We start from the raw sequence: 22,670 nt of genomic DNA, 5'->3' as shown, positions 1-22,670 counted from the left end.
ATCAGCGGTGCCGCTGCCTGATCAGATGTGCAGCTGAACCAGGTTCGGCAGAAGGCAGACGCTGAGGATTCCCAGCGCGGTGATGTTGGGACAGCCGTGCGGCCGGACCTCTTCGGGGCAGTCCTCTTCTTCGGGCTCACCCTTGGGATCTTCGGTGACGGCCGCGGTGTCCTCGGTGATCGTGACGGCGGTCTGGACGAGCTCAGTCGCTTCGGGCGCCGGTGGTGCGGCCACTGCGGGCTCAGGCTCGGCTGCCGCCGGTGCGGCAGGAGGTGCCGCGACTGGAGCTCTGTCGTCGGTTTCGGTCTGGTCGAGGGCCACGTCCACGCCGGCGTTGCCGACGGCGACGTTCACGTCGGGCACGTCCACCTCGGCAGCGACGGCCGCTCCGACCTCGATGTCGGTGAAGGGCACGCCGACCGACGCGTCGGCCCAGACGCCCGCGTGGCCGATGTCCATCGCGAGCTCGATGCCGTCGTTCTCGTCGAGGCCGAGAGTGATGCCGCTGCCCGTGTTGAGGCTCGCGCCCGCGCCGAGGCTGACCGGGATCGAGTTCACGTTGTTGTTGTAGGCGCCAACGGTGAGGTTGACGTTGTTGTCCGCGAGAGCCTCGATGATCGGGTCGGCCTGAGCTGTTCCTGTGGTGAACGGCAAGGCGAACGCCAATGCCGTTGCGGTGAGGACGGCTCTACGCGCCCACCGGGTGATGGCCATTTGCGTTGCTCCTCCTTCGTCGAGTGGGCGTCGTGAAACGCCCACGCCACTCGACGCTAGGTCGCGACGCGCGCACGCAAGGGTGTACGTGCGGTTCGACCGGGGGATGACCGACCGTCAGGCCTCGTCCACCAATGCGGCGGACGTGATGCGATGAAGAGGGAACCTCAGCACCTCTCCGTAGCTGTGGTCGTAGCCCTCCAGCACGCCACCGCCGACGAGGTGGGGCTCGATCACGCGTTGCGCCGCCGTGCCGTGCGAGTCGACGAACCCGACGAGCACTCTGCGTCGCGCCCGTGCAGCCTGCTGGAGCAACGACAGGGTGGCGGACGGCCCGGCGCCGAGGTGGCCGGGGACCGCGATGCGTTCACCCCGTGGTGTCGCGGCGGCACGATCTCCCGCGCGGACCAGCCGGACGAGTTCACCCAACCGCTCGTCGGCGGGCACGGCGGGTGACGCCGGTTTGCGGGCGGACCGCTGCCTCGGCGTGGTCCGGCGACCGCCCGGCCGCAGGTCGAGGACCTGGCCGTCGGGGCCTTCCGCGGCCGGGGCGAACCCGGCCGAGCGCAGCCCGTCCAGCACGTCGGCCAGCGGCAACGGGCTGACCAACACGGTCGGCGCGATCCGGCGCAGCTCCAGCCTCGCCGCCTCCGGGTGTGCGAGCACCTCGCTGATCAGCACCGGGTCGTCGCACCGCAGGAACGAGCCGGCGGCACCTCCGCGCAGCCTTCCGTGGCGGCGCGCGGCGTCGTCGATCAGGTACGTCAACGACTGCGGAACCGGGGTGCGCGAGCGGGTCTTGAAGAGTTCGTGCAGCTCGTCGGCGGTGCGGCCGGAGTCGAGCGCGCGGCGGACCGTGGTCTCGCTGATCCGGTAGACAGTCGCGCTGCCCGCGGACTCGACGTTCGCGACCAGCGCCATCTCGTCCGCGAGCTCCGGTTCGAGCCGGCCGGGCGCGATCACGGTGAGGTCGGCCTGCACGAGCACGTGGTCGAGCGGTGCGGGCAGTGCGTCGGCGAGCGTCTTGGCGGCGTGGCCGGGGCCCTCGTCGAGCAGCACGCGGCCGGCGCTGGTGATCGCGCCGAGGGCGAGCACACCGACCGCGGTGCCCTCCTCGACCGTCCAGCGCACCAGCTCGTCGCGCTGCCGCCCGCCCCTGCGCGGTGCCCGCCAGCCGAGCAGCGCGGCCAGGTCTGCGGGGTTCGCGATCGCGGTGCCCTTGGGGAACGCTTCGAGCGACTCGAGGATCCACCGGCGGTCGCGAGGTGCCTGCGCGCGGCGGATCTCGTCCGCGAGGGGGTTGAAGAGCTTGTCCTTCTCGTCGCGGCGGCCGACCAGCGCGGGGAGCCTCGGCAGTTCCAGCCAGGCGTGCGCGAGCGTGGCCCAGCGGACCTCGGTGGTCGCGGCGAGCCACACGTCGGCCTTGGTCGTCGGCACCCACTCCGGTTCGCTCGCCTCGGTGTTCGCGGCGAGGTCCGCGCCGACCACGAGCTCGATCAGCAGGGCGGCCCTGCGTTCGTCGACGTCGAGGTCCTTCACGACCTTGCGCAGCTCGCGGACGCCCAGACCGCCCGTCCTCAGCACCGGCGGCGGCTCCGCGGACCAGCTCGCGATCAGGTTCTCGACGTGCCGGACGAGCTCCAGTGCCTCACCACCACCGGTGGCGTCCACGCTGGACTGCTGGAGGGCCGTCGTCTTCGGCTTCGGCTCGGTGACCTGGATCGGGCCGAGCGGGCGTTCACCGCGCAGCTGGAGGCCGATCTCCCGGGGCAGCTCGACGGTGCCGGGGTCGCGCCGCAGCAGCAGACCGCGGGCGAGCAGCCGTTGCACGGGCGTCTCGGCCTTCTCGAGCGGCACGACCCGTGAGGCGTCCTTGGTGTCGCCGACGGGCGGTCCGGCGGCGAGCTTGTGCAGGACCCGCTGCTCGCCCTCGGTGATGTCCTGGAGGTCGTACGTCTGTCCCGTGGACCTGCCCAGCCCGCCGGGATAGGTGCCGAACGCCTCCCGCGTGACCGGCGGCACCGACAGCTCGTCGTCGCCCCACGCGAGCGCGAGCGACTCGAGCTTCGCGACGGCCTGCTTGAGCGGCTTGGGCTTCACGTCCGGCCCGAGCACCCGCGCGAGTGTGGCCAACGCCACGGGCTCGGCGTCCGCGCCCAGCACGACCAGGCCTTCGAGCACCGCGAGCGTGAACGTGTCGAGGTCCTCGCAGGCGCGCGCGATCGACGCCCTGGTGCCGACCCGCGTCGCGAGGACGGACATATCGGCAGGTGGGGGCGTTGCCAGGTCAGGACGCGCGCGCAGCAGTGCCACGAGAGCGGCGTCGTCCCTGGCTCGCAGCCAGTCGGCGAGAGTGATGCCGGACATTCTCACCACGGTATATGGGCCGGTGGAGAACTCGTCGTGCTCTGTCACACTTGTGCCCGTTCACCAGGCATCACCGAGGAGGAGATCGTGGCGAAAGGACGCCCTGGACGGGTCGACCCGCACTGGCCGGAGGGCCCCGACGGTGGCCACCCCGTCACCGAACTGACCAGCGACCTGCAGGGTGCGCTCTCCCCGTTCGGCACGGTGACGTTCCCGCTGCCGGTGGAGGACCTCGGCTACACGCACCCGGTCACCGAGATCAACAAGTCCTGAGTCCTGATCGGACTGTCAGAGCGGTCTTAACTCTGTCGAGTCGCGTGCGTACCGCAATGGGGCCGGGGATAGGCTCACTTCCCGCTTGAGCAGCACTTCGTGGGAGGACGACGATGCCGGTCCCCGGCCCTGGTTACTCGATCACCGTTCGTCTGGAGGCGCCGCCGTCAGCGAGCGCCGCGGGTGACCTCACCTCGGCCGTCGGCCGCGCCGGCGGGGTGATCACGGCGTTCGACGTCGTCGAGTCGCACACCGACCGCGTCGTCATCGACCTCACGTGCAACGCGCTGTCCGCGAACCACGCCAAGGACATCACCGACACGCTGGAGACGTTGCCCGGCATCGTCGTCCGCAAGGTGTCGGACCGCACGTTCCTCGTGCACCTCGGCGGCAAGATCGAGATCTCGTCGAAGGTGCCGCTGCGCAACCGTGACGACCTGTCGCGCGCGTACACGCCAGGTGTGGCTCGTGTGTGTGAGGCGATCGCCAAGAACCCGGACGACGCGCGCCGCCTGACGATCAAGCGCAACACCGTCGCCGTGGTGACCGACGGGTCCGCCGTGCTGGGCCTGGGCAACCTCGGCCCCGCCGCCGCCCTGCCGGTGATGGAGGGCAAGGCCGCGCTGTTCAAGAAGTTCGCCGGCGTCGACGCCTGGCCGGTCTGCCTGGACACCCAGGACACCGAGGAGATCATCCGCGCGGTCGAGCTCATCGCTCCCGTGTACGGCGGCATCAACCTCGAGGACATCTCCGCGCCGCGCTGCTTCGAGATCGAGGCCCGCCTGCGCGAGAAGCTCGACATCCCGGTCTTCCACGACGACCAGCACGGCACCGCGATCGTCGTCGTCGCCGCGCTGCGGAACGCACTTCGCGTGGTGGGCAAGGACATCAAGGACTGCCGCATCACGGTGTGCGGTGTCGGCGCCGCCGGTTCCGCGATCATCCGCCTGCTGCAGGCCCAGACGCCCGGCGACATCATCGCCGTGGACGTCGACGGCATCGTGCACCGCGACCGCCCCGGCCTGGACTCGAACCTGAAGTCCATCGCCGCGTCCACCAACAAGGACAACCAGTCCGGCCGCCTGCACGACGCGCTCGTCGGCTCGGACGTGTTCATCGGCGTCTCGGCCCCGAACCTGTTCGGCGCGGAGCAGGTCGCGACCATGGCGAAGGACGCCATCGTGTTCGCGCTGGCCAACCCGGACCCGGAGATCGACCCGATGGAGGCCCAGCAGCACGCCGCCGTCGTCGCCACCGGCCGTTCGGACTTCCCGAACCAGATCAACAACGTCCTGGCGTTCCCCGGCGTGTTCCGCGGCCTGCTGGACGCGCACGCTCGCACGATCACCGACGCGATGCTCCTGGCCGCCGCCTCGGCGATCGCGGACGTGGTGGACGGCGACCGCCTGAACGCGTCGTTCATCGTCCCGTCGGTCTTCGACAACACGGTCGCTCCGGCGGTGGCGGAAGCGGTGCGCAAGGCCGCCAACTCCTGATTTCCGGAACGCGGGGCCCTGCGTTTCCTCCACGGGAACGCGGGGCCCCTGCGTTCCCGGGAGACGGGCATACGATCGCGGTATGACCAAGCAGTTCACCCACCTGGACTCCCACGGCGCGGCCCGCATGGTCGACGTCTCCGGCAAGGAGCAGACCACCCGGACGGCCGTGGCCACCGGAATCCTGCACACGACCGCCGAGGTGGTGGAGCTGCTGGGCGCCGACGGCCTGCCCAAGGGCGACGCCCTGGCCACGGCCCGCATCGCCGGCATCATGGCCGCGAAGCGCACGTGGGAACTGGTGCCGCTGTGCCACCCGATCGCCCTGTCGTCGGTGGTGGTGGACCTGGCCCTGGCCGAGGACTCCGTGCTGATCACGGCCACGGTCCGCACCACCGACCGCACGGGCGTGGAGATGGAGGCACTGACCGCCGTCTCCGTGGCGGGCCTGACCCTGCACGACATGGTGAAGTCCGTCGACCCGGCCGCCTCCCTGGACGCGGTGCGGGTGGAGCGCAAGGAAGGCGGCAAGTCGGGCCTGTGGGAGCGTCCGTGAAGGCAGTGGTGATCACGGCCTCCAACCGCGCCGCGGCCGGGGTCTACGAGGACCGCAGCGGCCCGATCATCGTGTCGTGGCTTTCTGCGCGCGGGTTCTCGGTTTCTTCTTCGGTGGTTCCGGATGGGGATCCAGTTCGGGAGGCGTTGGTCCAGGCGGTCTCTTCGGGGGCCGACCTCGTGGTGACCACCGGTGGGACCGGGATCAACCCGACCGACCGCACGCCGGAGGCCACGCGTGCCGTCCTGGACTACGAGGTGCCTGGGCTCGCCGACGTCATCCGGATGTCGGGATGGCCGCGCGTGCCGGGTTCCGTGCTGTCCCGCGGAGTGGCCGGTGTTGCCGGCCGGACGTTGATCGTGAACCTGCCCGGGTCGACAGGCGGGGTGCGGGACGGGCTGGACGTGCTCGGCACCGTCGTAGAGCATGCGCTGGACCAACTGCGTGGAGGTGACCACAAGTGAGTGTCGTGCTGAGGGCGGTCGTGACCGAGGAGCCGCTGTCGGTCGAGGAGCACGCGGCGCTGGTGGCCTCTGACCGGGCCGGCGCTGTGGTGACCTTCTCCGGCGTGGTGAGGGATCACGACGGTGGGCGTTCGGTGGTGGAGTTGGAGTACCACTCGCACCCGTCTGCTGGGGATGTCGTGGCTGAGGTCGTGTCCTCGTTGGCTGCCAAGTATCCCGGGGTGCACGGGATTGCTGTTTCGCATCGGGTTGGGCCGTTGAAGATCGGCGACGTGGCGTTGGCCTGTGCGGTGGCGGCTGAGCACCGGGGGGAAGCGTTTTCGTTGTGCTCTGACTTGGTGGATGAAGTCAAGGCTCGGTTGCCGGTTTGGAAGCGGCAGGTTTTTCCTGGGGGCGAGGACGAGTGGGTTAACTGCCCCTGATTCTTCGCTTGCGCGGGTCGGCTTGTGTTGGAGCGTGCGCGTTCCAGCGGAGGGGTCACCGATGCGGTCATGTCGCGTTGCGTTGGTGGTCGGCTGGGCCGTATGACGAGCCGGGTCATTTCATCGCCGCATTGCGATTGGGGCTTGACTTCGGGGCCCTTGCGAGGCGCTGTGTCGGGCGGAAAAGGTCGGATGCTCCGCACCCGCCCGATCCGAAAAGGCTAGCACCTCGCTCCCAAAGTCAAGCCCCAATCGCAAGCGTGCGTGGTCGCGTTTGTTGTTCGGCTTCCGTCATCACCGGTTGCCTGCGTTCGCATCGCCCTGTCCGGCTCGGCTTCGCCATCGCGGTTGGTGGGGGTGCCGTCGCGGCTTAGCCGACTCCTCGACACGCCGGGGCTGGTGTGGCTGTGGCAGGTGGGGCGGCCCGCAGTCCTGGGCTTCGCCGCGCTCGGTGCCGCTTACCGCTACCCGGCCGCCGGTAAGCCGCTCGGCGCGCCCCACTGCCCGTAAGCCGCTCGGCACGCCCCACTGCCCGGCAAGCCGCTCGGCACGCCATTCCGCCCCGGAAACGCAGGCAGGGACCTCACCGCCGGGGGGTAGCGGTGAGATCCCTGGTTCCTGCGCCAGTCCACGTCATCGGGACTGCGGATCAGAAGGCGATCAGATCAGGATCTTGTGGCCCGGGAAGATCAGGTCCGGGTTCGTGAGGAAGTCCTTGTTCTTCTCCACGATGGCCTGGTAGCCGCCCTCGACCTTGTTGGCCTCGGCGATCTTCGACAGCGTGTCGCCCGGCTTGATCTCGTAGTTGCCGTTCGGGTTCGACTTCGAAGCCGCGACGGCCACGGGGGCCACCGGGGCGGCGGCCTGGCGCTGCTGCGGCTGGGCCTTGCGCTGCTGCTGCGGGGCCGGGGCGGCCTTGCGCGGCTGCTGGCCCTTGTAGGCGCCCAGCTTGGCGGTGCAGGCGGGCCACGCCTGGGGGCCCTGGCCGGCGAGGACGCGCTCGGCGACAGCGATCTGCTGCTCGCGGGAGGCGTTGGCCGGGTTGCCCTGGCCGCCGTAGGCGTTCCAGGTCTGCTGCGTGAACTGGAGACCGCCGTAGTAGCCGTTGCCGGTGTTGGCGGCCCAGTTGCCACTGGCCTCGCACTGCGCGAGTGCGTCCCAGTCCAATCCAGGGGCGGCGTTGGCGGTGCCAACGGCCAGGCCCAGAGGGGCGCCGGCGATGATGCCGACGGCCGCGACCTTGGCGATAGTGCGAGCGGCGGTGGAACCCTGCTTGCCCTGCTTGCCTCGGTTGAAAGCCATGTGCCTCTCGGTCCACCGCACCTGCTGCCAGGAACTCGGGTTCGGGGCCCGGTGTGTCCCTGCGTCCCAGTCCGGCGGTTTCTCTCGCTCGGGGTTTGTTCCGGAGAACCCTCGGACTGGGCTCGGTGCTCGGTTCTCCGGTCTTGCTCGTGGCCGGTTCGGGCCAGCCGAGGAGCGACCGTACGTAACCGGGCGGGGGCTCACCAAACGTTTCCGACTGTGACGCGCATCACAGTAACGCTCCGAATCGTTGTGCGGAGTCTACAAAACCGCAGTTCAAAGGTGTCGTTATCGGTCCGTTTCCATTCTGAGATCGGCCGAGATTTATCACGGAAAGTGAGGCGTGGCTCACGCGCGCTAGGCCATCCGCGACACGCCGGACACGGACGTGAAGCCGCCCTACGATCAACCGCCTATGAGACTTCAGGCCGCCCCTGCGGGACACGAAATCGTCAGGCACGCCGACGGGTGGGTCGACATCACGCGGTTCCGGCTGCCGGAGGGCGCCGAGGACCGGTCCGTGCTCGCCGCGCTGATCGCGCACGACGTCTACGGCTGCGATCACGCCGGTGGTGAGCCCGGTTCCGATCCCGCGCGGCACGGGCCGTACTGGCGCGAAGCCGTCACACCGGAGAGCTTCGACCGGGTCGACGTCAGCACGGCAGCGGCCGAGCTGCCCGCGTGTGCGGAGGTCAAGAAGGAAGTGCTCGCCGCGCAACGGGTCTACCGGCTGCGCGAGCTCGGCGGGGAGGCGATCCACGACTGGGGCTGGGTCCTGTGGGAGTTCCAGGAGTTCGTGCTGATCGGGGCGGACGAGGTCGTGCTGGTCGTGGCCGCGATCGACTGATCGAGATCCACTCGCCAAGATCGGAAGAATGAGAATCGACGCGCTCCGGCGCGCGCTGGCCGCGAGGCCCGGTCAGCCCGTGTCGTTCGACGAGCTCATCGACGCCGTGTGGGGCGACGACAGGCCCGCCAACCCCAAGGCGGCGCTGCGCAACCTCGTGCAACGGCTGAGGACCACCGAACAGGTCGTCACCGAGCCCGCCGGCTACCGGCTCGTGCTGCGCAAGCCCGGCCCGCGACAGCTGCCCGCCGACCTGCCGGACTTCGTCGGGCGCGCCGACGAGATCGCCGCGGCGCTGCACAGCACGGCACCGGTGCTCGCGATCACGGGGCCGCCCGGTGTCGGCAAGACCTCGCTCGCGGTCCACGTCGCGCACCGGCTGGCCGAGCGGTTCCCCGACGGCCAGCTGCACGTGAACCTCCGCGCGTTCGCCGAGGGCGCCACGATGACGCCGAACCAGGCGCTGCACCGGTTCCTGCGCGCGCTCGGGGCCGAGGACATCCCCGTTGACGTCGAGCAGCAGTCCGAGCTGTTCCGGAAGATGACGGCGGACCGCGCGGTGCTCGTGGTGATCGACAACGCCACGCCGGAGCTGCTCGGCCCGCTGCTGCCCGCCGGACGGTGCCGCGTGATCACCACCAGCCGCGTCGAGATGCCCGAGCACGAGCAGGTCAGGCTGGCCGTGTTCGCGCAGGACGAGGCGCAGGAGCTCCTCGCCAGGATGCGGATCACCGGTTCCGCCGACGACAGGGCCGAGCTCGTCCGGCTCTGCGCGCACCTGCCGCTGGCCCTGCGCATCGCGGCCGCGAACGTGGCGGCCGGCCACCTCTCCGACTACCTCGAGGACCTGCGCGGCGACGACCGGCTCGACGCGCTCGAGATCGAGGGCGACGCGGCCGTCAACGCCACGTTCGACCTGTCGTACCGCGCGCAACCCGTTGAGGCGCAACGGTTGTTCCGCCTGCTCGGGCTGGTTCCCGGTCAGGACTTCGGTGTCGAGGCCGCCACCGCGCTGCTCGGGCACCGGGCGGACGAACCGCTCCAGCAGCTCGTGGCCGCGAACCTGGTGCAGCGCAACGAGAACAGGTACAGCCTGCACGACCTCCTCCGCATGTACGCGCTGCGCCTGACCGGAGGGGACACGAGCCAACGCACGAGGCTGCTCGACTACTACCTCCTCAACGCCGAAGCGGCCGCCAGGACCGCCACCCCCGACTTCGCGCGCATGCCGGTGCCGCAGCTGCCCGACGACCTGCCGCGGCACGACGTCGAGACCCAGGCGGACGCGCTCGCGTGGTTCGACGCCGAACGCGGCAACATCGTCGCCGCCATTCCGCACGCGGGCCCGGCACCGGTGGCGTGGCTGCTCGCGGACATGCTGCGCGCCTACTTCTTCTTCCAGTCCTACCGAGTCGACTGGTTCGTGGCGGCCAGGGCGGGGCTCGCGGCGGCGGTCGAGGCGGGCGACGTGCTGGCACAGGCCGTGATGCACGGCAGCATCGGCCTCGCGCACTTCGCCGTGAGCGAGCTGTCCGACGCGGTCGTGGAGTTCGGCCGTGCGCGCGAGTTGCTGCGACGGCAGCCCGACGACCGGATGCTGGTGTCGTTGCTGATCAACAGCGGCATCGCGTACCAGCAACTCGGCAGGCTGAGCGACTCGGTCGAGGCGCTGACGGCCGCACGGGAGCTGCAGCCCGAGAACGTCGCCGTGGCGTTCAACCTCGGCGGCACCTACCTCGACCTGGGTCCGCTGTCGAAGTCGCTGGCCAACGTCGAGCGCGTGCTCGAGCTCGCCGAGGCGCAGGACCTGCCGCACATGAAGCTGTACGCACTCGACGCGATCACCGAGGTCCTCACCTACCACGGGAAGTTCGACCTCGTTCAGTCGTTCCTGGACGAAGCCGCCGAGCTGCGCAGGCAGGTGCCGGCCGAGCTGGCGCACCCGGTGGGAGCCGTTTCGGCGGGTGTGATGGTGACCATGCACGAGGGCAGGACGAAAGAGGCGCTGGAGGCGTGGCTCAAGGCGTTGAAGATCGCCCAGGACGGCAACCTCCAGCGGGAGGAGGCCGACCTCCACGACTCGATCGGCGACGCGCACCGCGAGCTCGGTGACCTCGACCAGGCGCTCGCCGCTCATCGCGCGGGCCTCGCGCTCAGCGTCGGGAACGGCTACGTGCGCGGGGAGATGGAGAACCTGGCCGGGCTCGCAGCCGACCACCACGCCGCAGGTGAGCTGCAGGAGGCGTTGGAGCTGGCTCTGCGGGCCAGGGATCGCGCGGCAGCGAGCGAACTGCGGGTGCGTGCCGTCCGCGTGCTCATCGTCCTCGCCCGCGTCCAACGCTCACTCGGCGACCACGCCGCCGCGGACCGGACCGCACGGGAGGCTCAGGCGCTCGCCGAGGAGACCGAGTGCCACCTGTGGGACTCCGAACTGCGGGAGGTGCTCGCTCAGCCGCCCGCGAACGGCGGCAGCACGTCCAGCTGAGCACCGGTGGGCACGCGCGTCGACGTGTCCCGCACGGCGACGCCGTCGAGCAGGAAGCTGGACGCCGCGAGGACCTTGCCGAGCTTGTCGCCGTGGCGTTCGCCGATCGTGCTGACGACGAGCGCCACGGTGGGCTCCGAGGTGTCCAGCAGCAGGTCCTCGTCGGCCACCCCGGCCGCTGCCCGCGCGCCCGCGAAGTAGCGGATCCTCACGGCGACGGTCACTGTCATCCTCCGATGGCGCTCATGGGGCGGTCGGGCTGGTGGAAGCCCGCGTCGTTGATGCCGTGACCGGCCGCCTTCGCCCACATCGTGGCGCGCCAGGCGTCGGCGATGGCGGAGTCTGGGCTGCCGTCGCGCAGCAGCGTGCGCAGGTCGGTCTCGCCCTGGCTGAACAGGCAGTTGCGGATCTGGCCGTCCGAGGTGAGCCGGGTGCGGTCGCAGGCAGCGCAGAACGGCCTGGTCACCGACGCGATCACCCCGACGACCGACGGGCCGCCGTCGACGAGCCAGCGTTCGGCAGGGGCACCGCCGCGAGGGGTTTCCTCGGCCGTGAGTGTGTACGCGGACGAGAGCTTCGTGAGGATCTCATCGGCCGTGACCATGTTCGTGCGCGTCCAGCCGTGTTGCGCGTCCAGCGGCATCTGCTCGATGAACCGCAGCTGGTAGCCGTTCTCGACGCAGAACCGCAGCAGCGGCACGGCCTCGTCGTCGTTCACGCCGCGCATCAGCACGGAGTTGACCTTCACCGGCTCCAGCCCGGCCTCGCGGGCGGCGTCGAGCCCGTCCAGCACGTCGGTGATGCGGTCGCGCCTGGTCAGCGTGGCGAACCGGTCGGGGTCGAGGGTGTCCAGCGAGACGTTGATCCGGTTCAGGCCGGCGTCCTTGAGCGACTTCGCCCGCCGTGACAGCCCGATGCCGTTCGAGGTCATCGACATGCGCGGGCGCGGCTCCAGCTCGGCCGTGGCGGCGATGACCTGCTCCAGGCCACGGCGCAGCAACGGCTCGCCGCCGGTGAAGCGGATGTCGGTGACGCCGAGGTCGACGACCGCGATCCGCATGAGCCGGATCAGCTCGGCGTCGGTGAGCAGCTCGTCCTTCTGCAGCCAGTCGAGGCCCTCGGCGGGCATGCAGTAGGTGCAGCGCAGGTTGCAACGGTCGGTGAGGCTCACGCGGAGGTCCGTCGCGACCCTGCCGAACCTGTCGACGAGCAGCGGCGTGTCAGGCCGTGCGGACGCGTCGGGCGTGCCGCGCACGATCGGTAGTCCCAAGTCCACTGCTGTCACCTTATTTAGGGTAATGAACAACCCGTTGTGGATGACTCCAAGAACGAGGTTTCTCACGTTCCGCCCGTTTGGAGCACAGTCACAAGGAATTGTCTTAGCAGCTAAGATGTTCGACATGGAACCTGAGGCGCTGGAGAGGTTCACCTGGTACATGCGGGAGCACAGTGCGCTCACGATCATGTTCCACACGAAGGTCGCCGAGCAGATGGGCCTGTCCACGACCGACGAGAAGTGCCTCGATCTCGCCATACGGGCGGAAGGGCCGCTCACCGCGGGTCGGATCGCCGAGCTGTCGGGCCTGTCCACCGGTGCCGTCACCGGGGTCATCGACCGGCTCGAACGTGCCGGATATGTCCGTCGTGTCCGTGACCCGCACGACCGCCGGAAGGTGTTGGTCGAGGTCACGCCCGCGGAGTTCGTGAAGTTCGGTCACCTGTTCGAGAAGGCCCAGGCCAGCCTCGTCGAGGTCCTCGACCAGTTCGACGCCGACGAACTCCAGGTGATCGAGCGTTATCTCAAGCTCCAGGTCGAGACGTTCCGCAAGCGCGTGATCGATACTTAGGTCCATGTGGCACTACTTGATGGACATGGACGGCGTCCTCGTGCACGAGGAGCACCTCATTCCCGGAGCGGACGAGTTCGTCGCGGAGCTGCGCTCCTCCGACACCCCGTTCCTCGTGCTCACCAACAACTCCATCTACACGCCACGAGATCTGCGCGCGCGGCTGCAGCGCACCGGCCTGGACATCCCGGAGTCATCGATCTGGACGTCCGCGCTGGCCACGGCCAGGTTCCTCGACTCGCAGCGCCCGAACGGCTCGGCGTTCGTGATCGGCGAGGCCGGCCTGACCACCGCGCTGCACGAGATCGGCTACGTGCTGACCGACCGCGACCCGGACTACGTGGTGCTCGGCGAGACCCGCACCTACAGCTTCACCGCGATCACCAAGGCCATCCGCCTGGTCGAGGAGGGCGCGAAGTTCATCGCGACCAACCCCGACGCGACCGGCCCGTCGCGCGAGGGCTCGCTGCCCGCGACCGGCGCCGTGGCGGCGTTGATCGAGCGCGCCACCGGCCGTGAGCCCTACTACGTGGGCAAGCCCAACCCGTTGATGATGCGGTCGGCCCTGCGCGCGCTGGGCTCGCACTCCGAGAACGCGCTGATGATCGGCGACCGGATGGACACCGACGTGCGGTCGGGCCTGGAAGCGGGCCTGTCGACCATCCTCGTGCTGTCCGGGATCTTCACCTCCGAGCACGCCGAGATGTACCCGTACCGGCCGACGCGTGTGCTGAAGTCGATCGCCGAGCTCGTCGGTCACTCTCAGGACCCGTTCGGCGACTGGACTGACCACTGACGCGCGAGGGCTCATCACCTATCGTCGCGGAGGTGGACACGGACCGACGCCCGATGTACGTCGTGGGTGACGTGCACGGGCACCTCGCCGAACTGACCAGGGCCCTGCACGTCGCCGAGCTGTGCGACGAGGAAGGGCACTGGACGGGTGGCGAGGCCGAGCTGTGGTTCCTCGGCGACTTCGTCGACCGCGGCCCCGACGGCGTGGGCGTGATCGACCTGGTGATGCGCCTCGGCGAGGAGGCGGCGCAGGCGGGCGGCTCGGTCAACTCGTTGATCGGCAACCACGAGGTGCTGCTGCTCGGCATGTACCGGTTCGGCGACGAGCAGGTGCCGGACAGCATGGGCCCGCGGTCGTTCGCGCGCAGCTGGCTGCTCAACGGCGGGCTGCCCAGCGACCAGGACCGGCTGACCGACGCGCACGTCGAGTGGCTCACCAGCAGACCCGTGCTGAAGCTGCGCGACGACCACCTGCTGATGCACTCCGACACCGCGGCCTACCTCGAATGGGGGTCCTCGATCGAGGAGGTCAACGACGCGGTTCGCCAGGTGCTCAAGGGCGACGACCTCGTCGACTGGTGGGAGTGCTGGCGCAAGATGACGACCCGGTACGCGTTCCGCGGTCCGCAGGGGCCGGAAATCGCAGACGAGCTGCTGGCGACCCTCGGCGGCAGCAAGATCGTGCACGGCCACAGCGTCATCGCTGATCAACTCGGGGTCCCTCCGGACCAGATCGACGGCCCGCTCGTGTACGCCGACGACAAGGTCCTGGCGATCGACGCGGGCCTCTACAGCGGCGGTCCGTGCCTGGTCGTCCCCTTGCCATACGCCGAAGCCTGACTACCGTTCGGTGGATGACCGCCAGCTACTCCTCGGGCACGTCCGCCGCCCCGCTGCTGGGCGACACGATCCACGCGAACTTCGCGGCGACCGTCGCGCGCTTCGGTGACCGCGAGGCACTTGTCGACAAGGCCACAGATCGCCGGTGGACGTACGCGGAGCTGTCGGCGGAAGTCGACAAAGCGGCAGCCGGGCTGGTGACGCTCGGCGTGCGCAAGGGCGACCGGGTCGGCATCTGGGCGCCGAACTGCGCGGAGTGGGTCTTCGTGCAGTACGCGACGGCCCGGATCGGCGCGATCCTGGTCAACGTCAACCCGGCGTACCGCGTGCACGAGCTGGAGTACGTGCTGAACCAGGCCGGCATCCACACGCTGGTCTCCGCGCGCTCGTTCAAGACCTCGGACTACGCGGGCATGATCGAGGAGGTCCGCCCGCGCTGTCCCTCGTTGCGCAACGTCGTGTTCGTCGACGATCCACAGTGGACCGGCGGTGAGATCCCGGACGTCGAGCTGGACCGCGACGACCCGATCAACATCCAGTACACGTCCGGCACCACGGGATTTCCCAAGGGCGCAACGCTGTCGCACCACAACATCCTCAACAACGGCTACTTCGTCGGCGAGCTGCTGAGCTACACCGAGAACGACCGCATCTGCGTGGTGCCGCCCTTCTACCACTGCTTCGGCATGGTCATGGGCAATCTCGCCGCCACCAGCCACGGTGCGTGCGTGGTGATCCCGGCCCCGGCGTTCGACCCGGCGAAAACCCTTGCGGCGGTTCAGGAAGAGAAGTGCACGTCGCTCTACGGCGTGCCGACGATGTTCATCGCGATGCTCGACCTGATCGACGACTACGACCTGTCGTCGTTGCGCACGGGCATCATGGCGGGCTCGCCCTGCCCGGTCGAGGTGATGAAGCAGGTCGTCGAACGCATGGGCATGCGCGAGGTGTCGATCTGCTACGGCATGACCGAAACCTCCCCGGTGTCAACGCAAACGCGCGTCGACGACTCCCTCGACCGTCGCGTTGGGACGGTCGGCAGGGTCGGCCCGCACCTGGAGGTGAAGATCGTCGACCCGGACACGGGCCTCACGGTTCCGCGCGGGGTGCCGGGGGAGCTGTGCACGCGCGGCTACTCAGTCATGCTCGGCTACTGGGACGAGCCGGAGAAGACGGCGGAGGCGGTGGACCGGGCGGGCTGGATGCACACCGGCGACCTCGCGGTGATGGACGACGACGACTACGTGAACATCACCGGCCGCATCAAGGACATGGTCATCCGCGGCGGCGAGAACATCTACCCGCGTGAGATCGAGGAGTTCCTCTACACGCACCCGGACGTGCTCGACGCGCAGGTGATCGGGGTGCCCGACGCCAAGTACGGCGAGGAGCTCATGGCGTGGGTGCGCCTGCGGGAGGGTGCTTCGGGGTTGACCGCCCAGGCCGTGCGGGAGTACTGCACCGGGAAGTTGGCGCACTACAAGATTCCGCGGTACGTGCACGTCGTCGAGGAGTTCCCGATGACGGTCACGGGCAAGGTCCGCAAGGTGGAGATGCGGGCGAAGGCCGTGGAGCTGCTGGAGCTGGACGACAGCACCGAGCACGCCTGACTCCAGGGGCGGCTCGGGGACCGACCGGGGTGATCACCGATGGGCGTCGGCGGCCCGGCGATCCCCACGCCCCACGCGCAGGTGTACGTCAACGGGGACGACGTGACCGAGCAGAGCCCCTACCCGTGGGCCGAGGGCGGCATCATCTCCACGGCCGCCGACCTGGACCGGTTCCTCGTCGCGTTGTTCCAGGGCCGGCTGTTGCCACGCGCCCGGCAGAGGCTGCTGTTCGAGGTGCCGTCCGTGCCGGGCGCGGTGACCAACACGAAGTACTGCTTCGGCACCGAGTCCTGCTTCAGCGCCGGCGGGCTCATGCGGTACCGGCTGCCGAGCGGCGAGCACGCGTGGGGCAAGACCGGGTCGCGGCCCGGCTGGGACAACGGGTTCTTCGCCACGCGGGACCTGCGTCACCGCGTGGTCTACTCGCTGAACCCGACCGGGCGGGGCTCCGACCTCGACCACGTCAAGGCGATCGTCGGTGCAGCGCTGGCCGACTGACCTGCGGTGATCGCGGAACTACCCGCGGCGACGGGGCGCAAAGACCCTTGTGGACGGAGTGTGACGGGCGCAACATCGGTGGATTCCGCCAAAAGGAGGCGCGCATGCTCACCGCCACGAAAACCACCACGATGCTGCCCGTCGAGGACGCCGAGCGCGCCGGGCGCTTCTACTCGGACATGCTCGGCCTGAAGCCCGTCGCCACCGGAGCGGACGGCACGCGGATCTTCGAGCTCGGCCAGGGCGACTCACTGGGTCTGATGCCCGCGGAGAAGGGCGCGCAGACCGCGCACACCGTCCTCAGTTTCGAGGTGCCGGACCTCGAGAGCGAGATCCGCGAGCTCGAGGGCAAGGGCGTGCACTTCGAGGACTACGACATGCCCGACCTCAAGACGGTCAACCACATCGCGACCATGGGCAACGAGCGCGCGGCGTGGTTCTGCGACACCGAGGGCAACATCCTGTGCCTGCACGAGCTGACGGGCGACGAAGCCTGACGGCCGTGCCACCGAGTGGTCTTCCGCTCCTCGCCCCCGACGAGGAGCGGGAGATCCTCACGGCACCTCGACGATCTCCTTGCCCAGCGGCACCAGCGAGACCTTCACCAGCTTGAAGTTGGCGACGCCGAGCGGGATGCCGATGATCGTCACGCACAGCGCGATGCCGGTGACGATGTGGCCGATCGCGAGCCAGAAACCGGCGACGATGATCCAGATGACGTTGCCCAGCAACGATCCGGTGCCCGCGCCCGGCTTGTCGACGACCTCGCGGCCGAACGGCCAGAGCGCGTAGTTCGCGATCCGGAACGACGCGATGCCCCACGGGATCGTGATGATCAGGACGCAGCAGATGAGGCCGGCGACCGCGTAGCCGACGGCCATCCAGAACCCGGCGAGCACGAGCCAGATCACGTTCAGGATGAGGCGCATACCTTCAATCTAAGCTCACGTCATGAAGTGGGGTGTGATCGCTACAGGCGGTATCGCGCAGACCGTGACCGCCGACATGCTGAAGGTCGAGGGCGTGCACGTCCTCGCGGTGTCCTCGCGTGACCAGAGCAGGGCACAAGCGTTTGCCGAGCGGTTCGGCATCGAGCGCGCGTACGGCGACTACCACGACCTTCTCGCTGATCCCGACGTCGAGGTCGTGTACGTCGCGACCCCGCACGGGCAGCACCACGAGGTCACGCTCGCCGCGCTCGACGCCGGGAAGCACGTGCTGTGCGAGAAGGCCTTCGCGCTCACGGTCGCCCAGGCCGAGGAGATGGTCGCCAAGGCGGCGGAGAAGAACCTCTTCCTCATGGAGGCCATGTGGACGCGGTTCAACCCGTTGGTCCGCAAGGTCCACGAGGCCATCCGCAACGGTGAGATCGGCGAGGTCCGGTCCCTGCGCGCGACCTTCGGCTTCTCCCTGGACTTCGACCCCGACCACCGGCTCTGGGCCAAGGAGGCGGGCGGCGGCGCGTTGCTCGACCTCGGCGTCTACCCGGTCGCGCTCGCGCACATGCTGCTCGGCGTGCCCGAGGAGATCAGGGCCTGGGGCGGCAAGTCACCGTCCGATGTGGACTCCGACGCCGGCCTGCTGCTCGGGTACCCCGGTGGCGTCCACGCGTTGCTCAGCTGCTCGCTCGTCGCGGACCTCGGCTGTACCGCGGACATCGTCGGCACCAAGGGCAGGATCGACATCGCCGAGCCGATGTTCGCCGCCACCAAGGCGACGATCAACGGCGTCGAGCACACGATCGAGGACGGCGGTTACACGCACCAGATCCGCGCGGTCGAGGAGTGCGTCGCCGCCGGTCTCACGGAGAGTCCCGCGATCACCTGGCAGAACACGCTGGAGGTCATGCGCACGCTGGAGGAGGCGCTGGGTCAGATCGGCGTGAGCTACGCGGACGTCGTCAAGTAGATCAACGCCACGTTCAGCACCACCACAGCGAACACCACCGCAGAAGCGGCAACGGTGACCGAGCGCCGGTTCGTGTACGAGCCCATCAACGGCCGGCGCGCGGTCAGCCACACCAGGGGCACCAGGGCGAACGGGATGCCGAACGACAGCACGACCTGGGACAGCACCAGCGCGAACGTCGGGTCGACCCCGAACGCCAGGATCGCCAGCGCGGGCACCAGAGTGACGATTCGCCTTGCCGGCAACGGAATCCGCACCCGCAGCAGCCCGTCCATCACCACGGCACCGGCGTAACAACCGACGGCGGTGGACGCGAAACCCGAAGCCAGCAAACCGAAAGCGAACAGCAGCGCGATCCCGCCGCCCAACGTCGAACCGACCGCCGCGTGCGCTCCTTCCAGCGTGTCCACACCATTGCGACCCTGCAACGAAGACGCGGCGACGAGCAGCATCGCCGTGTTCACCGCACCGGCGAGCAGCATCGCGACCACGACGTCGGCCTTCGTGGCGCCGAGCACCGACGGGTTCCTGCCGTGCCGGTCGCGGGCCAGCGCCGAGTGCAGGTACACCGCGTGCGGCATCACGGTCGCGCCGAGCATGCCCGCCGCGAGAAGCACGCTGTCCGAGCCGTCGAACCGCGGCACCAGACCGGAAACCGCCCCGGACACCGACGGCGGTGACACGAAGAGCCCTGCCATGAACCCGATCGCGATCACGACCAGCATCGTGGTGATCACGCGCTCGAACGGCCGTTGCCCGCGCTTGTCCTGCACCAGCAGCAGAACCGTCGACACCACACCGGTGATCACGCCACCGAGCAGCAGCGGCAGGTCGAAGAGGATCGACAGCGCGACGGCACCGCCGAGCACCTCGGCCAGGTCGGTCGCCATCGCGACGACCTCCGCCTGGCCCCAGTACGCGAGCCGCACCGGCCGCGGCAGGTGATCGCGCACCGCCTCCGGCAACGACTGCCCGGTGACCAGGCCGAGCTTCGCCGACAGGTACTGCACGAGCCCTGCCATCACGTTCGCGACGACGAGCACCCAGACGAGCAGGTACCCGAAGCGGGCGCCGGCCGCCGTGTTGGTGGCCACGTTGCCGGGGTCGACGTACGCGATCGCGGCGACGAACGCCGGCCCGAGCAACGCCGCACCCGCACGCAGACGCGTTGAGACAGCGACCACCGAGCACCCCCTTGTTGCAAACCTATCGCAACAAGCGCCCGGCTCGGGGAACGCGGGGCCCCCGCGTTCCCCGAGAGGTAACGCAAGGCCCCCGCGTTCCCGGCGTCAGGGTTCCAGCGTCGCCCTCGCGACCGTGACGACCGCGTCGATCGCGCTGTCGAGATCGCCGCTCGGCATCAGCAGATGGCTCAGGGCGAGCCGCACGGTCGTCTCCGCGGTGAGTCGCACGTGCCTGCCGGGGAAGTGTTCGCTGAGGTGCCGCTCGACCACCTCGGTCGCGTGGAACAGCACGGGGTGGCCGCGAGTCGTCAGGAACGGCAGCAGGTCCTCCGCGTCCTGCCCGGTCAGCACGGCGGAGACCAGCCGGTCCTTCTCGGTCTGCTCGAAGGTGAAGCGGAACGCCGACCGCATCGCCTCCCACGGGTCCGGGTCCTGCTTCAGGCGGGTCACGATCCCGGAGAGGTACTCCTCGGTCCGGTGGGCCGCGACAGCCTGGACGAGCCCCTCCTTGTTGCCGAACTCGTTGTAGACGGTCTGCCTGCTCACCCCGGCGCGACTGGCGACCTCGATCATGCGCAGCCCGTGGAACCCGTGGGCGGCAAGGAGGTCGGCTGCCGCGTCCACCAAGAGCTCGGTGATGTCACTCACGCTCCCACCTTTACACAGTTACAGCTTTTGTAAAGACGTAGAGTTGATTTCTGTGCCGTTCACCGTGGGCTTCGACCTCGACATGACCCTCATCGACCCCAGACCCGGCATGGCGGCCGTGATGAACGAGGTGGGTACCCGCACCGGACATCAGCTCGACGGCGAGCACTTCGCGGCGAACCTCGGCCCGCCCCTCGACATGATCTACCGCGAGATGGGCGTGCCCGAGGACGAGATTCCGGACATGGTGTCGCTCTTCCGCACGCTCTACCCGGACGTCGTGATCCCGGCGACGGTCGCGCTGCCCGGTGCGGCCGCCGCGTTGCAGTGCGTGCGAGAGCTCGGCGGCCAGACCATGGTCGTGACGGGCAAGTACCGCAAGAACGCCGCGCTGCACCTGGAAGCGCTGGGCTGGGAGGTCGACCACCTCTACGGCGAGCTGTGGTCGACGGGCAAGGCCGAGTCGCTCAAGCTGCACTGCGCCGCCGTCTACGTCGGTGATCACATCGGCGACATGCGCGGGGCTGCGGCGGCCGGTGCGCTGGGCGTCGGCGTGGTGACGGGGCCCTGCTCGCGGGCGGAACTGGCCGAGGCGGGTGCCGCGGTCGTCCTGGAGGACCTGCGGGAGTTCCCGGAGTGGCTCAGGACCTCTTCTGGCGTGCTTTCCTGATCACCGCGATGATCCCGAGGCCCAGGCCGACGGCCGGCAGGTAGGTCGCGAGCACGTTCAGCCACACCGGCAGGTCGCTGTGGCCCGTGGCGAAGAGCACGAAGACCGCGATGATCGCCAGTACGCCCACGGCGAACAGGCCGATGGCCAGCGGCATCAACTTCGGAGCGGTCATACCGGCAGGGTAGTCGCGCTAACGGAGGTGCCTTCCGCCTGGTCTTCTCGCTACTCTGGTGGGACGCGTCCTGGGTGCGCCCACGGGCGCGTTCGTTGTGCTTCAAGCTAGGGAATGGTGAGCGCGGTGCCGACCGGCAAGGTCAAGTGGTACGACACGGAGAAGGGCTTCGGGTTCGTCACCCAGGACGGTGGCGAGGACGTCTACGTCCGCAAAGCCGCGCTGCCCCCCGGCGTCACCGGTCTGAAGGCCGGCCAGCGCATCGAGTTCGGCATGGCGGAAGGCCGTCGTGGTCCGCAGGCGCTGTCGGTGCGCCTGATCGACCCGCAGCCGTCGGTCGCCGAAGCGCGCCGCCGTCCCGCGGAGGAGCTGCACGGCCTGATCGAGGACATGATCAAGCTGCTGGAGAACAAGGTGCAGCCCGACCTGCGCCGCGGCCGCTACCCGTCGGACAAGAAGAGCATGAAGCTCGTCGCCGAGGTCGTCCGGGCGGTGGCGCGGGACCTCGATCCGTAAAAAGATCGTCCGCATGTCTGATGCGGATCGGATCGTCGAGTTCCTCTACGAGGTCGGCCAGCTCAAGCGCCTGCCCAGAGCGGGGTGGCTGTTCGCCGGGGTGCAGAACCCCGAGTCGGTGGCCGCCCACTCGTTCCGGGTGGGCGTTCTGGCGTACGCGATCGCCGTTCAGGAGGGTGCGAACCCGGACCGGGCGGCGACGCTCGGTCTGTTCCACGACGTGCCCGAGGCGCGCATCGGCGACATCCCGTACGTCGGCAAGCTCTACGTCGACGTGAAGATGCCGCCGGAAGCCGTGGCCGCAGACCAGGTCCGGCACCTGCCCGCACCGCTCGCAGCGCACGTCGAGCAGCTGATCGCCGAGCACGAGTCGGCCAAGAGCGACGACTTCACGCCGGAGGCGCGCTGCTCGCGTGACGCGGACAAGCTCGAACTGCTGTTGCAGGCCAGGGAGTACCAGGCCGCGGGTGTCACGAAGATGGACCGCTTCATCCAGACCATGCGGGCGTCGGTGGTCACCGACACCGGCAAGGCGTTGATGGAATCGGCGCTGAAGATCGTGCCCAGCGAGTGGTGGGAAGCGTTCGGCAGGCGCTAGCCGGTGACCTCGACGGCCCAGAAACCGCGCAGCAACGGCTCACCGGTCTGCATGACCGCCGCGGCCGCCTCGTGGATCTCGATGCCCAGCAGCTGGTCGGTCTTGTTCGGCAGGGCGAGCGTGTAGGTGAAGTCCTCGCCCTTGCCGAGCAGGTTGGTGCCCGAGGTCTTCTCCTGGCCGTTCGCCTCCCGGTAGAGGAACACGGCTTCCCAGATCCCGTTCGCGATCTGGCCGTCGACCGAGATCTGCACGACCTTGCCCGCGGGGACCTTGAGCTGCGCCGGCTTGCCCCGCTCCGCGCAGTTGTCGCCGTTGAGGTCGCAGTAGACCGCCGGTTCGACCCGGATGGTCTTGCCGTTCGCGTAGAACGTGACCTCGGGGTAGTGGCGGGGCAGCGCGCACCCCGTCAGCACGAGAACGCTGGCGGCCAGGACAGAAGCAAGTCGACGCACGTC

Annotated in this window: 26 protein-coding genes and 1 pseudogene; 17 read left to right on the top strand and 10 right to left on the bottom strand. The window is 69.3% G+C overall.

Going from position 1 to position 22,670, the window contains the following annotated elements; all coding sequences use genetic code 11:
* Nucleotides 1–21 precede the first annotated feature (21 nt).
* Nucleotides 22–714: a hypothetical protein gene (locus tag ACFOWZ_RS45280; RefSeq protein WP_382380468.1), complete on the bottom strand. Its 693-nt coding sequence runs from the start codon at nt 712–714 to the stop codon at nt 22–24.
* A gap of 117 nt (nt 715–831) precedes the next feature.
* Nucleotides 832–3,081 carry a helicase-associated domain-containing protein gene (locus tag ACFOWZ_RS45275; protein ID WP_382380466.1) on the bottom strand — a complete coding sequence of 750 codons (2,250 nt, stop codon included), beginning with the start codon at nt 3,079–3,081 and terminating at the stop codon, nt 832–834.
* Between the two features lie 87 nt (nt 3,082–3,168).
* Between ACFOWZ_RS45275 and ACFOWZ_RS45270 the strand changes: the two genes are divergently transcribed.
* From ACFOWZ_RS45270 to ACFOWZ_RS45250, 5 genes and pseudogenes are all read left to right on the top strand, one after another.
* The gene (locus tag ACFOWZ_RS45270) at nt 3,169–3,354 is read left to right on the top strand and encodes a hypothetical protein (protein WP_382380464.1); all 186 of its coding nucleotides are present in this window, start codon (nt 3,169–3,171) and stop codon (nt 3,352–3,354) included.
* A gap of 113 nt (nt 3,355–3,467) precedes the next feature.
* Nucleotides 3,468–4,850 (top strand): NAD-dependent malic enzyme, encoded by a 1,383-nt coding sequence (locus ACFOWZ_RS45265; RefSeq protein ID WP_382380462.1) that lies wholly within the window; start codon nt 3,468–3,470, stop codon nt 4,848–4,850.
* 82 nt (nt 4,851–4,932) lie between these two features.
* Nucleotides 4,933–5,406 carry a cyclic pyranopterin monophosphate synthase MoaC gene (moaC, locus tag ACFOWZ_RS45260; protein ID WP_382380460.1) on the top strand — a complete coding sequence of 158 codons (474 nt, stop codon included), beginning with the start codon at nt 4,933–4,935 and terminating at the stop codon, nt 5,404–5,406.
* Between the two features lie 8 nt (nt 5,407–5,414).
* A pseudogene (locus tag ACFOWZ_RS45255) lies at nt 5,415–6,292 on the top strand (molybdenum cofactor biosynthesis protein MoaE).
* 357 nt (nt 6,293–6,649) lie between these two features.
* A complete protein-coding gene (locus tag ACFOWZ_RS45250; RefSeq protein ID WP_382380458.1) occupies nt 6,650–6,802 on the top strand; it encodes a hypothetical protein in 153 nt (50 codons plus the stop codon).
* Nucleotides 6,803–6,952: 150 nt separating this feature from the next.
* Here the strand turns inward: ACFOWZ_RS45250 and ACFOWZ_RS45245 are convergent, their stop codons facing one another.
* A complete protein-coding gene (locus ACFOWZ_RS45245) occupies nt 6,953–7,594 on the bottom strand; it encodes a transglycosylase family protein (RefSeq protein WP_382380457.1) in 642 nt (213 codons plus the stop codon).
* A gap of 415 nt (nt 7,595–8,009) precedes the next feature.
* Between ACFOWZ_RS45245 and ACFOWZ_RS45240 the strand changes: the two genes are divergently transcribed.
* Both ACFOWZ_RS45240 and ACFOWZ_RS45235 read left to right on the top strand, forming a co-directional pair.
* A complete protein-coding gene (locus tag ACFOWZ_RS45240; RefSeq protein ID WP_382380455.1) occupies nt 8,010–8,441 on the top strand; it encodes a hypothetical protein in 432 nt (143 codons plus the stop codon).
* A 28-nt stretch (nt 8,442–8,469) separates the two neighbouring features.
* On the top strand, nt 8,470–10,926 hold the full coding sequence (locus ACFOWZ_RS45235; protein ID WP_382380453.1) for an ATP-binding protein: 2,457 nt from the start codon (nt 8,470–8,472) through the stop codon (nt 10,924–10,926).
* Here ACFOWZ_RS45235 and ACFOWZ_RS45230 read toward each other — a convergent pair.
* The gene (locus ACFOWZ_RS45230) at nt 10,890–11,156 is read right to left on the bottom strand and encodes a MoaD/ThiS family protein (protein WP_382380451.1); all 267 of its coding nucleotides are present in this window, start codon (nt 11,154–11,156) and stop codon (nt 10,890–10,892) included. The genes ACFOWZ_RS45235 and ACFOWZ_RS45230 overlap by 37 nt on opposite strands.
* Entirely contained in the window at nt 11,153–12,211 is a 1,059-nt protein-coding gene (gene moaA / locus ACFOWZ_RS45225; protein ID WP_382380449.1) for a GTP 3',8-cyclase MoaA, read from the bottom strand. The genes ACFOWZ_RS45230 and moaA overlap by 4 nt, the downstream gene beginning before the upstream one ends.
* A 115-nt stretch (nt 12,212–12,326) precedes the next feature.
* Between moaA and ACFOWZ_RS45220 the strand changes: the two genes are divergently transcribed.
* The 6 genes from ACFOWZ_RS45220 (at nt 12,327) to ACFOWZ_RS45195 (ending at nt 17,013) form a co-directional block, all read left to right on the top strand.
* Nucleotides 12,327–12,773: a MarR family winged helix-turn-helix transcriptional regulator gene (locus tag ACFOWZ_RS45220; protein WP_382380447.1), complete on the top strand. Its 447-nt coding sequence runs from the start codon at nt 12,327–12,329 to the stop codon at nt 12,771–12,773.
* A gap of 4 nt (nt 12,774–12,777) precedes the next feature.
* Entirely contained in the window at nt 12,778–13,569 is a 792-nt protein-coding gene (locus ACFOWZ_RS45215; RefSeq protein ID WP_382380445.1) for an HAD-IIA family hydrolase, read from the top strand.
* Nucleotides 13,570–13,622: 53 nt separating this feature from the next.
* A complete protein-coding gene (locus tag ACFOWZ_RS45210) occupies nt 13,623–14,408 on the top strand; it encodes a metallophosphoesterase (RefSeq protein WP_382381299.1) in 786 nt (261 codons plus the stop codon).
* 14 nt (nt 14,409–14,422) lie between these two features.
* A complete protein-coding gene (locus ACFOWZ_RS45205; protein WP_382380443.1) occupies nt 14,423–16,018 on the top strand; it encodes an AMP-binding protein in 1,596 nt (531 codons plus the stop codon).
* A 39-nt stretch (nt 16,019–16,057) separates the two neighbouring features.
* The gene (locus ACFOWZ_RS45200) at nt 16,058–16,516 is read left to right on the top strand and encodes a serine hydrolase (RefSeq protein WP_382380441.1); all 459 of its coding nucleotides are present in this window, start codon (nt 16,058–16,060) and stop codon (nt 16,514–16,516) included.
* Between the two features lie 104 nt (nt 16,517–16,620).
* A complete protein-coding gene (locus tag ACFOWZ_RS45195; protein ID WP_382380439.1) occupies nt 16,621–17,013 on the top strand; it encodes a VOC family protein in 393 nt (130 codons plus the stop codon).
* A gap of 57 nt (nt 17,014–17,070) precedes the next feature.
* Here the strand turns inward: ACFOWZ_RS45195 and ACFOWZ_RS45190 are convergent, their stop codons facing one another.
* On the bottom strand, nt 17,071–17,445 hold the full coding sequence (locus ACFOWZ_RS45190) for a YccF domain-containing protein (protein WP_382380437.1): 375 nt from the start codon (nt 17,443–17,445) through the stop codon (nt 17,071–17,073).
* Nucleotides 17,446–17,467: 22 nt separating this feature from the next.
* Here ACFOWZ_RS45190 and ACFOWZ_RS45185 point away from each other — a divergent pair, with 22 nt between their 5' ends.
* Nucleotides 17,468–18,424 (top strand): Gfo/Idh/MocA family protein, encoded by a 957-nt coding sequence (locus ACFOWZ_RS45185; protein ID WP_382380435.1) that lies wholly within the window; start codon nt 17,468–17,470, stop codon nt 18,422–18,424.
* Here the strand turns inward: ACFOWZ_RS45185 and ACFOWZ_RS45180 are convergent.
* Both ACFOWZ_RS45180 and ACFOWZ_RS45175 read right to left on the bottom strand, forming a co-directional pair.
* On the bottom strand, nt 18,403–19,608 hold the full coding sequence (locus ACFOWZ_RS45180) for an Nramp family divalent metal transporter (RefSeq protein ID WP_382380433.1): 1,206 nt from the start codon (nt 19,606–19,608) through the stop codon (nt 18,403–18,405). The genes ACFOWZ_RS45185 and ACFOWZ_RS45180 overlap by 22 nt on opposite strands.
* A 105-nt stretch (nt 19,609–19,713) precedes the next feature.
* Entirely contained in the window at nt 19,714–20,256 is a 543-nt protein-coding gene (locus ACFOWZ_RS45175; protein WP_382380431.1) for a TetR/AcrR family transcriptional regulator, read from the bottom strand.
* A 52-nt stretch (nt 20,257–20,308) separates the two neighbouring features.
* Between ACFOWZ_RS45175 and ACFOWZ_RS45170 the strand changes: the two genes are divergently transcribed.
* Entirely contained in the window at nt 20,309–20,926 is a 618-nt protein-coding gene (locus ACFOWZ_RS45170) for an HAD family hydrolase (protein ID WP_382380429.1), read from the top strand.
* Here the strand turns inward: ACFOWZ_RS45170 and ACFOWZ_RS45165 are convergent.
* A complete protein-coding gene (locus tag ACFOWZ_RS45165; protein ID WP_382380427.1) occupies nt 20,898–21,101 on the bottom strand; it encodes a hypothetical protein in 204 nt (67 codons plus the stop codon). The two genes, ACFOWZ_RS45170 and ACFOWZ_RS45165, sit on opposite strands and share 29 nt — an antisense overlap.
* Nucleotides 21,102–21,227: 126 nt before the next feature.
* Here ACFOWZ_RS45165 and ACFOWZ_RS45160 point away from each other — a divergent pair, with 126 nt between their 5' ends.
* Both ACFOWZ_RS45160 and ACFOWZ_RS45155 read left to right on the top strand, forming a co-directional pair.
* Complete coding sequence (locus ACFOWZ_RS45160; protein WP_030470853.1) at nt 21,228–21,617, top strand: cold-shock protein; 390 nt, start codon at nt 21,228–21,230, stop codon at nt 21,615–21,617.
* A 13-nt stretch (nt 21,618–21,630) separates the two neighbouring features.
* On the top strand, nt 21,631–22,215 hold the full coding sequence (locus ACFOWZ_RS45155; protein WP_382380425.1) for an HD domain-containing protein: 585 nt from the start codon (nt 21,631–21,633) through the stop codon (nt 22,213–22,215).
* On the opposite strand, the gene ACFOWZ_RS45150 is transcribed toward ACFOWZ_RS45155, so the two are convergent.
* Entirely contained in the window at nt 22,212–22,667 is a 456-nt protein-coding gene (locus tag ACFOWZ_RS45150; protein WP_382380423.1) for a DUF2771 family protein, read from the bottom strand. The genes ACFOWZ_RS45155 and ACFOWZ_RS45150 overlap by 4 nt on opposite strands.
* Nucleotides 22,668–22,670 lie beyond the last annotated feature (3 nt).

It is taken from the genome of Lentzea rhizosphaerae (genome assembly GCF_042649515.1).
GTDB lineage: Bacteria > Actinomycetota > Actinomycetes > Mycobacteriales > Pseudonocardiaceae > Lentzea > Lentzea aerocolonigenes.
Note: the sequence above shows the minus strand (reverse complement) of the source record. Positions and strands in the feature narration are given on the sequence as shown.

Bases quoted from the DNA above. Each gene is read 5' to 3' on its own strand.
- ACFOWZ_RS45280 (WP_382380468.1), bottom strand. From the start codon at position 714: ATGGCCATCACCCGGTGGGCGCGTAGAGCCGTCCTCACCGCAACGGCA.
- ACFOWZ_RS45275 (WP_382380466.1), bottom strand. From the start codon at position 3,081: ATGTCCGGCATCACTCTCGCCGACTGGCTGCGAGCCAGGGACGACGCC.
- ACFOWZ_RS45265 (WP_382380462.1), top strand. From the start codon at position 3,468: ATGCCGGTCCCCGGCCCTGGTTACTCGATCACCGTTCGTCTGGAGGCG.
- moaC (WP_382380460.1), top strand. From the start codon at position 4,933: ATGACCAAGCAGTTCACCCACCTGGACTCCCACGGCGCGGCCCGCATG.
- ACFOWZ_RS45245 (WP_382380457.1), bottom strand. From the start codon at position 7,594: ATGGCTTTCAACCGAGGCAAGCAGGGCAAGCAGGGTTCCACCGCCGCT.
- ACFOWZ_RS45240 (WP_382380455.1), top strand. From the start codon at position 8,010: ATGAGACTTCAGGCCGCCCCTGCGGGACACGAAATCGTCAGGCACGCC.
- ACFOWZ_RS45235 (WP_382380453.1), top strand. From the start codon at position 8,470: ATGAGAATCGACGCGCTCCGGCGCGCGCTGGCCGCGAGGCCCGGTCAG.
- ACFOWZ_RS45230 (WP_382380451.1), bottom strand. From the start codon at position 11,156: ATGACAGTGACCGTCGCCGTGAGGATCCGCTACTTCGCGGGCGCGCGG.
- ACFOWZ_RS45220 (WP_382380447.1), top strand. From the start codon at position 12,327: ATGGAACCTGAGGCGCTGGAGAGGTTCACCTGGTACATGCGGGAGCAC.
- ACFOWZ_RS45215 (WP_382380445.1), top strand. From the start codon at position 12,778: ATGTGGCACTACTTGATGGACATGGACGGCGTCCTCGTGCACGAGGAG.
- ACFOWZ_RS45210 (WP_382381299.1), top strand. From the start codon at position 13,623: ATGTACGTCGTGGGTGACGTGCACGGGCACCTCGCCGAACTGACCAGG.
- ACFOWZ_RS45205 (WP_382380443.1), top strand. From the start codon at position 14,423: ATGACCGCCAGCTACTCCTCGGGCACGTCCGCCGCCCCGCTGCTGGGC.
- ACFOWZ_RS45200 (WP_382380441.1), top strand. From the start codon at position 16,058: ATGGGCGTCGGCGGCCCGGCGATCCCCACGCCCCACGCGCAGGTGTAC.
- ACFOWZ_RS45195 (WP_382380439.1), top strand. From the start codon at position 16,621: ATGCTCACCGCCACGAAAACCACCACGATGCTGCCCGTCGAGGACGCC.
- ACFOWZ_RS45190 (WP_382380437.1), bottom strand. From the start codon at position 17,445: ATGCGCCTCATCCTGAACGTGATCTGGCTCGTGCTCGCCGGGTTCTGG.
- ACFOWZ_RS45185 (WP_382380435.1), top strand. From the start codon at position 17,468: ATGAAGTGGGGTGTGATCGCTACAGGCGGTATCGCGCAGACCGTGACC.
- ACFOWZ_RS45165 (WP_382380427.1), bottom strand. From the start codon at position 21,101: ATGACCGCTCCGAAGTTGATGCCGCTGGCCATCGGCCTGTTCGCCGTG.
- ACFOWZ_RS45155 (WP_382380425.1), top strand. From the start codon at position 21,631: ATGTCTGATGCGGATCGGATCGTCGAGTTCCTCTACGAGGTCGGCCAG.